Here is a 12,627-nt window from a genome sequence, read left to right as displayed (position 1 = left end):
AGATGGAATATCCGATATGGCATCTTACGGCATTAGGCGGAGGATTTTGGATCGCCCTCATTGCTACGGTTCATGTTTTTGTTGCACAATTTGCTGTCGGTGGCGGATTATTTCTGGTTGTAAGTGAAAGGCAGGCTTATAAAAGCGGTTCTGAAGAATTGCTGGAATATGTGCGGAAACATTCCAAATTTTTCCTTTTGTTGACTATGGTTTTCGGTGGAGTGACCGGTGTTGCTATCTGGTTCATCATTTCTTTACTGAGTCCTCAGGGTACACTGACACTTATAAGACAATTTGTTTTTGCGTGGGCCTCGGAGTGGGTCTGTTTTGCCGGGGAAATTGTAGCCCTGCTTGTATATTTTTATTCATGGAAGAAAATGGACCGCAGGGATCATATGCGGGTTGGCTGGCTTTATTTTGCTTTTGCATGGATGTCTCTTTTTCTGGTTAACGGCATAATTGCATTTATGCTGACTCCGGGTGGCTGGCTCGAAAGCGGAAGTTTCTGGCAGGGCTTTTTTAATGACACTTTCTGGCCATCACTTTTATTCAGAACTTTTATCTGTATCATGCTGGCCGGTCTTTTCGGCTATGTGACCTCAACGTGGATAAAGGATACTAAAATCAGGTGCTCCATGGTCCGGTTATGCAGTTTATGGACTCTGGTAGGCTTTCTGTTCATGCTTCCTTGCGGATGGTGGTATATAAAGGCTCTTCCTGCCGCACAAAGTGAACTGATGTTTGATCAGTCCCACCGCATTCACTACTTTATGCAGTGGTTTCAATATCTCGCCCCTGTGGTTTTTATTGGCGGACTTATTATGTCTTTCTGCATGCCCCGAAAAGTCAAACTATCCGGGGCCGTACTGCTTCTTATTCTTGCTCTCGGGCTTACTGGATCGTTTGAATTTATTCGTGAAGCAGGTAGAAAACCGTTTGTTATCTGGGGATATATGTATTCAAACTCGGTGCTGGTTGATAAAGCAGCTGAAATGCAGGGTAACAGCTTTTTCAAACATGCAAAGTGGGCCCCTGAGGATTTACGTCAGATAACTGATAAAAATAGAATGGATGCCGGCAGATGGCTGTTTCAGATGCAGTGTGCATCCTGTCATTCCATAGGCGGACCTCTTAATGATATAAAAAAGAGAACCTCAAAATATTCTCCTGCGGGTATGGATGCTTTTCTTTCTGGAATGGGAAAACTCAGCAGGTATATGCCTCCGTTTTTCGGTGATAAAAGTGAAAGAATGGCGTTGGCCGATTATATCACCGAAGAGTTGAATGGTTATAACCATGCTTCACCGCAAGGGATTACTCAAAAAGATAATGCCGTTCAGAAAGCCGCTGACGGAGAATATGTTCTGCTTGCCTGGCCGTTGCAGGGAATGAGCATTGTGAGCAATGATGGCATGATTCAGTTTGCATCAAGTCAGGGAAATCAGCTGCGCGCACAACTGATTCTTAAAGGTGATTCTCCTGAAGTTATAACAGATGATGTCTCATTGGTTTGCAGAGTCAAAGGCTCTGCAAATGAATATAAAATGGTTGCTGGAGATGGCTATTTCGAGTCTGAGCTGATTATATATAAATCAACCACGGCAGATGGTTACGATCCCCTGCCCGTGGCCGAGGTAGAAGCCCGTGACAGTGATGGCAAAGTAATCGCTTCAACCGTGACTGATGTTCCGGCAACCTCAAGAATGAACTGCTACAACTGTCATGGCGGGAAATCATTTTCAGAGACTGGCGGTCTGGCCGATAGCACCGCTATGGATATTTTGAGAACTCATGACCGTGACAACAGAACTGATTTTTGTTCACTGGTTGAAAAAGGTGAGCAGGTAAAATGCTCTTCATGTCACAATGGTAAAAGTCAGCTTGGTGTTTCCGCAGCTCTTCACGGTTTCCATGCCGTGTATTTAAGTGGACGGTCTAATGATGCCTGCACAATGTGTCATCCACCTGAAAGTATGCGTGGTTTTCACACTTCAGTCGGCCTCGAATGTGTTAACTGCCATGGCTATATAGAGGATCAGGCTATTGCTTTGCTTAAAGGTGAAGCTTCAGTGCATTCATCAGGAAGGTTTTTGAAACTGCTTGCTACAAGTTCTGATTTCAATTCAGCTGAAGAAATTAATCCAAGGCAGGCCTGGAAACAGGAACCTGATTGCCTGACCTGCCATGAGGATTTCAGCGACCCGATAGCTTTTTCAGCCTTCAATGTCTGGAATGGTGATAAAGCAGAACTTTACAGTAATCGTAAAGGAGACATGTCTGCCATAATGTGTGCAGCATGCCATGACGCTCCGCACGCTGTATTTCCATCCGAAAATGAACTTGATAATATGGGAGCTATTCGCCTGATGGGAGAAGCTAAACCAGTAGGATCAGGAGGTACTTGTACCGTCTGCCATGAAAATGAAATGGAGTACCCGGCGCATCATCCGGGGATGGGCTTGGAGTAATCTTAGCTGTTCCATGATATCTGGTTGCCTTGTAACTTAATATCGAGGCGCGATTTGAATAAAAAAAACAGCCCCTTTGAAATTCAAAGGGGCTGTTTTTTTATTTATGGTAATTGATACTATTTGCGTCTTCTAGCGAAAGGTCTGCCATCTCTGGTTGAGTGGTTGAGAGCTCTCAGAATTCCATCTGTTTCAGATGCAGGAACAGTAAATGTGGAGTATTTACCGTTAATTTTGACATTCTGAACTCTGACCGGATGGATACGGGCTTTGCGAGCGATCATGTCCACGAACTTGCGAGGGGTCATACCGTGAGCGCGGCCTATTTCTGCTGTCAGGCGAACTCTTGAACCTCTTGCATTTCTAGAGCCACCGCCATTTTGAGAAAATCCTTTGACATCCTCAATTTTTCTGTAGCTATTGATATCAAGTTCGTTTCCGAAAGATCTTTTGAGCATGGTTGCAATGATTTCGACCGGCTCTCCGCCATCAAGCAGCTCTTCAGCCAGACTGATATAGGAAAGGTGCTTTCCGCTTTCAGCTATTGCTGTAAGCTCAGCGCCAAGGCGTGCTTTTTTAGCTTCGATTACATCCTCAACTTTAGGAAGAGGGCGTTTCTGAACCTGTTTAAAGCCTGCATTGCGGGTTATAAACTTGAAGCGTCCGAATTCATGCGGAGCGATGATCGTAACCGCAACTCCGGATTTACCAGCTCTGCCGGTACGTCCGATGCGGTGAACATAACTTTCCGGGTCCTGAGGCAGGGAGAAGTTTACAACGTGTGTAAGGTCGGGAACATCAATTCCGCGTGCTGCAACATCGGTTGCCACGAGAATTTTGCAGCGGCCACGTTTAAAACGGGAAAGGATTTCTTCGCGCCTTGCCTGAGAAAGATCTCCGTGAATTGGATCAGCAGGGTATCCTTTTTCAGCCAGAAGTGATGCTATGCGGTCGGTATCAGCCTTTGTACGGCAGAATACCAGACCGTAAAATCCTTCCTGAGCGTCAATTACACGGCAGAGAGCTTCAAATTTGTCTCTTTCGTTGACTTCATGGAAGAACTGGTCTGTCAGAGGATTTTCATCTTTTTGTGGCTTGACCACTATTTTTTCGTATTCACCCATGAATTTTTCGGCAATGTGCTGCACTTCAGGCGGCATTGTTGCAGAAAACAGCAGAGTGTGTCTGTCTTCTGATGCACTTTCCATAATTTTGGAAACATCTTCGAGGAAGCCCATGTTGCACATCTCATCAGCTTCATCAAGAACGAAGAATGAAATTCCATCAAGCTTGAGAGTCTTTCTGCTGAGATGGTCCAGAATACGACCCGGAGTACCAACGACAATATCGGCACCGCGTTTCAGACTTCTGATCTGGGGCATCATTGACTGGCCGCCATAAATACTGACGACGGAAATTCTTTTTTTACCTTTGAGGGTGTTCAGTTCATCCGCAACCTGACAGGCCAGTTCACGGGTTGGGGCCAGAATTATTGCCTGAACATGTCCGGCGCGTTCCTTGATTTTTTCTATGATGGGCAGTCCGAAGGCAGCTGTTTTTCCTGTTCCTGTGCGTGCCTGACCTATGATGTCTTTTTCTCCTTTGAGGAGAACGGGAATAGTGAGCTCCTGAATAGGGGTAGGAGCTGAGAAACCTTTACTTTCCAAAGCCTCAAGAATTACTTCTGAAAGGCCCATATCCTTGAATTCTATCATTTTTTCCTTGAATAATGTTCGTTTTTTAGCCGGAGTGATTTCTCCGTGCGGGAATGATGAGGTGGGTCTATTAACTTATATGCGTCGGGCTGTCACGCCGACTCCCCGCGAAAAACACGAAATGGTATCAGCTGATATTACATCTTGAAAATACTGAAGAATGCGAAGTGATGCCCGAAAAAATCAGCCGGGAAAATATCCGGCCCATATAAATTCACAAAGCCCACCCCGGAAAACCGGGGAGGGCTTTACCAACAATATAAAATTAACGCTTACTACCAACGAGGGCGGCGTTCAGTGCGGGGGCGGGCTTCATTAACCTTAATGTTACGACCACCGAAGTCGCTGTCATTGAGGCTGTCTATGGCTTCCAGAGCGCCCTGGTCTTCCATTTCTACGAATCCGAATCCACGAGGACGTCCAGTTTCACGGTCTTCAATCAGTTTAACAGAAAATACTTCACCAAACTGGGAGAAAGCATCGCGAACGTCGTCTTCAGTTGAACTCCAGGGCAGGTTGCCTACATAAATGTTCTTAGCCATTCCTAAAAAATCTCCAAAAATTAAAAAGTAACGGTGCACTGCACCTAAAAAATAAGACCTCAGTACAAGTGCGTACAAGGCCTCTTGCAAGAAGTCAGTCTTAACGTGAGTAATTTTAAAAAAAATACTCAGACTGACAGGGACCACATAATCATTTGTAACCTGACGAGTCAAGTTAAATTTGCTATAAAAGCAAAAAAATTTGTCGGCCCTGCGTAAAGGCAGGGCCTTGTTCAAGGAGGTATTTCAAATGTTCATAGGCTGAAAATCAGCCGCCGAACCATCCAGGGCTGATTACTTCTAAAGCTTTAGTGTAATTTGTTCTTAACGAATCAAGTTTATTGCTTATTTCGCTTTCTTTATCACTCATATTGATGGGGCAGATGTCGGTCATTTCATCTTTTACGGCTTCAATCTCTTTCACCGTTGATTTAACCAGATTGATGGTGTCTGTAACGCTGGCTCTATTGGCGGTATCCATTGCGTCAACTTCCACCAGTACATCATAGAGCCGGGCCTTCCACGAATTCAGTTCCATTTCCAGACCCTTGCAATAATTTGCTACAGCTTTTTTCTTACCATCTTCAGTGCTGCAACCGTCAACTCCCAGACAACTGGGGCATGGGCCCGGATAATCCATGTTTGCCATAGGTGATCTCCTTATGGTGCGATTGAGTTAGTAAAAGGTAAATTGTTATTTCAATAATACACGAAGGAGATCGAATGTAAATCAAAATGGAAAAAAATTTTATATGAATTGTATTTTATATTTGTACCCATTGTGATTAGACGGGCTTAAAGAGTGATCCGCATCAGAATTATCTGGGATCTGCTGTTGGTGCGCAGCGGCGGACCCCAGAATCCTATTCCGCTACTGACATAGAATACAGTTTGTTTCTTGATAAGTTCCCCGAAACTGTTTTCAAAAATTTTGTCCACAAGATAGTTGAATGGAAATAGCTGACCATTATGAGTATGTCCTGAAAATTGAAGTTTAACTCCGCAATCGGCAGCTTCTTCAAGTTCTCTGGGGGTATGATCAATTACTATGGTCGGTAGTTCAGGTGCTTTCTCAAGGATATCAGCCAATGGGATTCTGGTTGAGTTAAAACGCAGACCGGCAAAATCATCTCTCCCTACAAGAAGCAGGCGGTTGTCTATGACGGTGCTGTTGTCTCTTAGTATATTTATGCCCTGTTCTTTCAGTCTGGCTACAGACCAGTCGGCACCGATGTAATATTCATGGTTGCCAAGCACAGCATATTTACCCAGCGGTGCAGACAGTTTTGCAAGCTCTTTAAGAGCCCCACTTGGTAGGCAGTCTCTGGAATCAAGCGTGTCTCCGGCAAGAATTATCAGGTCCGGTGTTGTCTTGTTAATGGCTTCGACCATTCTGGCAACGGTCTTTCTGGTCATCAGTTCACCTGCGTGAAAATCTGATACAGCGGCTATGTCATATTCTTTAGCTGTTCCAGTACCATTGGAAAAATCATAATGAACTTCCTTAACAACAGGGGAAGTTGCACTGATATATCCGCCTACAACCATGATGATGCAACCGCAGCAGAGCAGGGCAAAAATTTTTTCTTTAGGAATTTTCAGGTTGGGGGCAAGAAATTTTAGTCCTATCCTCAACGGTTCAAAGCAGACCGCCAGTGGCACACTGCATGCGATGATCGCAGCCCAGGTGTAACCTGCGCCCAAAAGGATAAGCTTTAAATTTAACGGCATGAAGTCTCTGGAGAAAACAGCTATGGGCAGGCTTAGTGTCATTATGTCGGTGGCAATGAGAATGATGAGTTTTGTCTTTTTTTTCTCACTCAGCATTCTGCATATCCAAAGCCGTATGTAGAGATAGCAAAGTATGTAAATAATGGTGACTTTTATATGAAATGACATTTAGATTTTCCTGTGTATTTTTAGCGGGTGTGTCTTCAGGTTTCTTGAGTGCTGATGTTTTGTTGCCACAAATATGATTTTAATAGTATTTTATTTGAAACCATACAGGAGTGTAATTATGAAATCAAAAATTCTGTTCTCCTTTTTTCTTTTCCTTTCCTTTTTTGCCAATCCGGTTGGCAGTTATGCCCACGAGTCATTCATGGGGCAATTGCTTTATGTTCCTGTATATTCACACATTTATATTGGGGACAGTGATCGTCCTTTTTTATTGAGTGTTACTTTAAGTATCAGGAATACAAGTAGAAGTGATAAAATACGTGTTACTCAAGTTGATTACTATGATTCCAATGGAAATCTGTTGAAGAAGTATGTCGACAAACCTGTAGAAATAAAAGAATTCAGCTCGATAAGATATGTCGTCAGGCAGTCCGATAAAGAAGGCGGCTCCGGGGCAAAATTTCTGGTCAGGTGGGAGTCCTCTAAAAGAGTTAGTGCTCCGGTTGTGGAGTCCATAATGATCGGGGCCTCTTCTCAGCAGGGAATTTCTTTCAGCTCAAGAGGAAAAGAGCTTGAAAAGCATTAATATTGTTTTCAATTGGATAATTCCCTCCGAATGATCAGGCATTAATGAAGTATGTGCATTATCTGCGTTAGTCTGTTATACTATAATAGACTGCGAATCATATTTATGGTGTACAAAAGTTTCAATGCTGTTTTAACCGTGTTTTTTCGCTAGGTGACGTGTTTTATCGGGGTAGATTCAATATGCATGATATCAGTATCAAACCGGAAGTCATGGTGCTAGGGAGCAATATTGCTCCTTCCATTGTTGTGGAAAAATATTACCCGGATACACCTCGTATAGATTTTAAAATTTTTGAAGACCTGACACAGGCTTTGAACTCTGTTAAGGACTTTGAATTTACTGCAATCGTAGCAGGTTCCGATTCTTACGCTGAAAGTGACTCAAAGCTGGTCACATTATTGCGGGAAGGCTTGAAGAACCGCAAAACGCCTGTATTTTTTATTGCGTATCAGGAACAGCTTGAAAAAAATATGAATACGGTGCTTGAACATGATGACGTTGAATATATTTTAAATGCCGAATCATGTGCTGTTCTTCTGGCCGGCAGAATAAAATCCCTGTTGAATAGATGTTCTGAACTGTGCTCTCTAAATGAGCATAATAAAGAACTGGAGGTTTTTAATAATCACTGCCGTGATGCTTTTGACAGTATGCCCATTGGATACGTCAGCTATAAGCTGTCAGAAGACGGAAAGGAATTTATTGTCACCAGTCTTAACAAGTTCACAACGGTAATTACCGGAATTTCGGAGGATGGTGCTGTTGGAAAATCTCTGATCGAAGCTTTTCCGCATCTTGCGGGATCTGGATTGCAGAAAATATTCAGAAGGGTTTTGGAAACCGGAAAATCTGAATTCAGTAACGAGAGGACTATTACCGGAAGCGGAGAAGACCGCTGGTTCAGGGATCATGTTTATAGAATGTCATCCGGTGAAGTTGCTGTTCTCTTTTCTGATATCACCGAAATAATGCATGCCCGGCTTGAGCTTAAAAAAAGTGAGGACATGCTTAAAGCGGCACTGGATGTGGTTAATGACGGTGTCTGGTCGTGGGATCTTGAAAACGATGAAATGTTTTTCAGTCCGAGATTTTTTGAGATGCTGGGGTACAGTGAAGGCGAGCTGGAACACAGCAGACATGTTTTGAGAAGCCTTGTTTATCCTGATGATATTCAGGCTCTGGATAAAAAAGTTGAAAATGATTTGAAAAAAGGAAAATCATATTCAATTGAAATAAGAATGAAGCATAAGGACGGTGGGCTTTGCTGGATATTAAGTCGTGGCCGCGCCTGTGAATTTGATTCCGAAGGTCTGCCGACCAGAGCTGTTGGTACCCATGTTGATATCACCTCTCAAAAAGAGTCCGAGCTGAAAATAAGAAAGAGCGAGTCCAGCCTTGCCGCCGCCCAGAGAATAGCCAATATGGGAAGCTGGGAGCTGATACCCGGCGCAGAGCGTATGGAGTGGTCTGATCATACATTTGAACTTTTCGGATATCATGCCGGTGAAATCGTTCCTACTGTAGATTTTTTAAGAAGTCTGGTTATTCCTGCCGAGCGCCACAAAATTAACGAAATCTTAAGTTGTTCGCTTCGGGATGAAACTTCCAGACAGGCTGAATTCAGAGTCAGAAGAGCTGACGGTGTTGTCAGGAATTTTTTATCTGTGGTCTCGTCTGACTGTGCGTCTGAAAGTGCCTCTAATGTTTTCCACGGAGTCTTTCTGGACATAACTAAACGCAAGCGGGCCGAAGAACATCTTATCGAACAGCAGACCATTCTTGATTCAATTTTGACGGGAATAAAAGCAGCGTTTCTCATTGTTGATCCTGACACAATGGAGATTCTGGACAGCAACGAGCAGGCCGCGGATCTTTTCGGATTGGATAAAGAACAGATTCTATCCAGCAGGTGTCAGAATCTTCTGGAGTCTGATCTCTGTGATATTGAAGATTTTCTGGATGAAGATTTTGTAGGAGAAGGATCTTTTCTTGACCGCGAGTTAACATTTAAAGGCCCTGACGGTAATATTATTCCTATTTCGTTAAGCCGTATTGAACTTCTGATGGATGGTGCGCCGTGTTTTGCTTTGATTCTTTTTGATATAACCGAAAAGAAAAGTCTTGAGCGTCAGCTTTCATTTGCCCAGAAGCTTGAGGCAGTAGGTCAGCTTGCTGCTGGAATAGCACACGAAATAAACACTCCTATTCAGTATATAGGCGGAAATCTTTCTTACCTTGAATCAACCTTTGAAAAGGTTTCCGCGCTGATAGAAAAAAGCAACGCTTTAAAGGAAGAACTGTCTGATTCTTCTGAATTAAAATCTGCATCTTCATTTCTGGAAACATTGGAAGAAGTTAACTCCGAATTTATTGAAGAAGAATTCCCCATGGCAATAAAGGATTCCCTGCACGGGGTGGAGCAGGTTGCCTCAATTGTTCTGGCTATGAAGAAATTTTCTCATCCTGAGGTAGAGGAAAAGACCGCCGTAGACATAAATGATGCTGTTTCAAGTGTTGTTACTGTTGCTAAAAATGAATGGAAATATGCTTCGGAGTTGAACTTGAATCTCGGGGATAATATCCCTCTTGTCATGTGCAATCCCGGTGAAATAAATCAGGCTGTTTTAAATGTCCTTGTAAATGCGGCTCATACAAATGCTGATAAAATGAAAGTAACAGGGGCGATGGGTAAAATTGATATTTCAACCAGAGTGAAAAAGAATTTTGTCGAAATTTCCATATCCGATACCGGCAACGGCATAAAAGACGAGGATGCAGATAAAATTTTTGATCCATTTTTTACAACTAAAGAGGTTGGTAAAGGGACCGGACAGGGGCTGTCTATCACCTATTCAATTATGGAAAAAAATGGTGGAAGTATTGATTTTAAATCGAAGCTTGGAGAAGGCACAGTCTTTACTTTACGGGTTCCGATAGCGGAAAATTCCTGAAGTTTAGCGCAAAAAGCTGGACGGTAATGATATTATGATGCGGAAGGATAAAGCCGGTAAGCCGGTTATTTTATTTGTTGATGATGAAGAACTCGTCCTGAAATCTCTCGAACGTCTGATGTTTTACGAACCTTTCAACGTGAAGACTGCCGGGAGCGCGGCAGAGGCCATGAGCCTGCTTGAAGAAAATCATGTGGATGTAGTTATCAGCGATGAAAAAATGCCGGTTAAAAGCGGCAGTGAATTTCTGGCAGAAGTCCGGGAAAAGTATCCTGAAATATGTAGAATTATGCTTACCGGACATGCTGATCTGTCCGCGGCTGTTCACGCTATAAATGAAGGACGCATCTTTCGTTTTCTACTTAAACCGGTTGATTTAACTGAGCTTGTGTCAGCTGTTAACGATTTTTTGGATGAAAGATTCAAAAGTCAGCAGAAGCTTGCTTTTTCACAGCAGGCCGCAGGTGTGTGCAGTCTGGAAATGTCAATTTCTGAGAAAGGTGAAGTTGAATATCTATGGTCCCTGAATACCAGACAAATGCTTAATCTTGATGAAAATGCAGTGCTTGACGGTATGGATGTCCTTTACAGCCGTGTTCATCCTGATGATCTGCAAATGGTTATTGAAAATAACGGAAGATGCACAGCAAGCATGTATTGCCCTGAAATAGAGTTCAGGATTGTTCTTCCTGATCGCGGGGAACGCTGGATTTTACAGGCCTCTGACGGATTTAGAAGAGGGGATGGCAAGGGGTACAGCATTGTAACTGTTTTTAAGGATATTACAGACAGGCTTAACCAGAGGGAAATGCTGCATTATCAGGCCTATCATGATTCTTTGACCGGAATGGGAAACAGGTCCAAATTTGTTGAAGAGCTGGAACAATGTCTGAATAGCTCTGAAAAGTGTAAAGATATTGCGGTCATGTTTATGGACATTGATAATTTTAAATTGATTAATGACAGCATGGGGCATGTTTTTGGAGACTGGCTGCTTAATTCATTTGCTGCACGGCTTAAAGATATTATTCCTGATAATGTGCTATCCGCCCGTCTTGGCGGGGATGAGTTTGCACTGATTATATACGGGGCTGCTCCTATTACACCTGAGAAACTGTCTCTTAAGATAATTAATGATCTTAAACGACCGTTTATTATCGAAAATTATAAAATCCATATCAATGTCTCCATAGGAATAACCAGACATGGCGGGCGCGATTCGGTCAGTGTTGACGATTTGCTGCGTGAAGCTGATACAGCCATGTATGAGGCTAAGGGGAGTGACAAATTTCCTGTTAAATTTTTTGAAAGTTCAATGCGGGACAGAGCTGCGGATATCTTCCGTATGACCGGGGAGCTGCATCAGGCTGTTGAAGAGAAAGAGTTCTTTCTGGAGTATCAGCCTGTGGTTGATCTGGCTACATTCAGGCTTGTGGGCTTTGAGGCTCTTGTGCGCTGGAATCATCCTGAGCATGGACTGGTTATGCCGGACAATTTTATCCCCCTTGCTGAATCAAACGGAATTATAGTGGACCTCGGTCTGCTTGTTGCAGAAATGGCCTGTTCGCAGGTCGCTGAGTGGGATAAAGAAAAGCCGGATAACAATTTTTTTATGAGCTTTAATGTTTCTGTTCATCAGATTCATCAGCTTGATTTTGTTGATAAGATTAAAAAAATAATGCTTGATTCCGGGGTAAAGCCGCAAAGGTTTAAAATAGAAGTAACTGAAAGCGGTCTGATGAAAGATATAGATGTTTCTTTAAAAGTGCTTGATGAAATTAAAGAACTCGGTATCGGGTTGCAGATAGATGATTTTGGAACAGGATATTCATCGCTTGAATATTTTCAGCGAATCCCCGCAGATTTTTTAAAAATCGACAAGTCTTTTATAACTGACGTTAATAATAATCCGGATAAATTTTCTATAGTTAAAACAATTATTGACCTTGCGGACAGTGTGGGCATGAGAACTGTTGCCGAAGGAGTTGAAAAAAAAGGTGAGCTTTCTGTTTTACGCCAACTCGGTTGTGATCTTGTTCAGGGCTATCTTTTTGACAGGCCGCTGCGGTCCAGTGATGCCGGTGATGTTAAAGAGTATAAGCAGTTTTCATAGCTACCTTGATTAAGTTCATTAATTAAAATGTTTAAATGAGTCGTGCCAAAAAAGTAAACAGGATTCTCCAATGAAGGAAAATCCTGTTCAGCATGCAAGTTGAACTGATTTAGTTCAGTCAGTTAAAGCCAGCCCATTACTTCTTTTTTGCTGGGAGCTTTGCCCACGACCATAACTTTGCCGTCAATTGCTACTGCCGGTGTGGCAAAAACGCCGAATCCGGCAATTTCTTTGAAGTCAGTAACTTTGATGACTTCTGCATCAATTCCTTTTTCTTCCACTGCTGCTCTGACATTTTTTTCAGCCTCTGCGCATTTGGCGCATCCGGGGCCCATGACCTGTATTTTCAT

At 42.9% G+C, this 12,627-nt stretch carries 9 protein-coding genes; 4 read left to right on the top strand and 5 right to left on the bottom strand.

Annotation, left to right across the window (positions count from 1 at the left end; all coding sequences use genetic code 11):
- Positions 1–2 precede the first annotated feature (2 nt).
- Positions 3–2,468, top strand: coding sequence for a multiheme c-type cytochrome (locus tag G496_RS0116390; protein ID WP_027180222.1), 2,466 nt, complete (start codon positions 3–5; stop codon positions 2,466–2,468).
- Between the two features lie 119 nt (positions 2,469–2,587).
- Here the strand turns inward: G496_RS0116390 and G496_RS20150 are convergent, their stop codons facing one another.
- From G496_RS20150 to G496_RS0116370, 4 genes are all read right to left on the bottom strand, one after another.
- On the bottom strand, positions 2,588–4,183 hold the full coding sequence (locus G496_RS20150) for a DEAD/DEAH box helicase (protein WP_034633694.1): 1,596 nt from the start codon (positions 4,181–4,183) through the stop codon (positions 2,588–2,590).
- A 275-nt stretch (positions 4,184–4,458) separates the two neighbouring features.
- Positions 4,459–4,725, bottom strand: coding sequence for an RNA recognition motif domain-containing protein (locus G496_RS0116380; RefSeq protein ID WP_027180221.1), 267 nt, complete (start codon positions 4,723–4,725; stop codon positions 4,459–4,461).
- A gap of 268 nt (positions 4,726–4,993) precedes the next feature.
- Positions 4,994–5,374 carry a hypothetical protein gene (locus tag G496_RS0116375; protein WP_027180220.1) on the bottom strand — a complete coding sequence of 127 codons (381 nt, stop codon included), beginning with the start codon at positions 5,372–5,374 and terminating at the stop codon, positions 4,994–4,996.
- Between the two features lie 146 nt (positions 5,375–5,520).
- Complete coding sequence (locus G496_RS0116370; RefSeq protein ID WP_027180219.1) at positions 5,521–6,624, bottom strand: metallophosphoesterase; 1,104 nt, start codon at positions 6,622–6,624, stop codon at positions 5,521–5,523.
- A 118-nt stretch (positions 6,625–6,742) separates the two neighbouring features.
- On the opposite strand from G496_RS0116370, the gene G496_RS0116365 reads away from it, so the two are divergent.
- The 3 genes from G496_RS0116365 (at position 6,743) to G496_RS20140 (ending at position 12,277) form a co-directional block, all read left to right on the top strand.
- Positions 6,743–7,210 (top strand): DUF3124 domain-containing protein, encoded by a 468-nt coding sequence (locus tag G496_RS0116365; RefSeq protein WP_034633691.1) that lies wholly within the window; start codon positions 6,743–6,745, stop codon positions 7,208–7,210.
- Between the two features lie 182 nt (positions 7,211–7,392).
- Positions 7,393–10,164 (top strand): PAS domain S-box protein, encoded by a 2,772-nt coding sequence (locus G496_RS20745; protein WP_051295114.1) that lies wholly within the window; start codon positions 7,393–7,395, stop codon positions 10,162–10,164.
- 34 nt (positions 10,165–10,198) lie between these two features.
- Positions 10,199–12,277: an EAL domain-containing response regulator gene (locus G496_RS20140; protein WP_051295113.1), complete on the top strand. Its 2,079-nt coding sequence runs from the start codon at positions 10,199–10,201 to the stop codon at positions 12,275–12,277.
- Between the two features lie 122 nt (positions 12,278–12,399).
- On the opposite strand, the gene G496_RS0116350 is transcribed toward G496_RS20140, so the two are convergent.
- A complete protein-coding gene (locus G496_RS0116350; protein WP_027180217.1) occupies positions 12,400–12,627 on the bottom strand; it encodes a thioredoxin family protein in 228 nt (75 codons plus the stop codon).

It is taken from the genome of Maridesulfovibrio bastinii DSM 16055, assembly GCF_000429985.1.
GTDB classification, from domain to species: domain Bacteria; phylum Desulfobacterota; class Desulfovibrionia; order Desulfovibrionales; family Desulfovibrionaceae; genus Maridesulfovibrio; species Maridesulfovibrio bastinii.
This window is presented reverse-complemented; position numbering and strand designations above follow the sequence as displayed.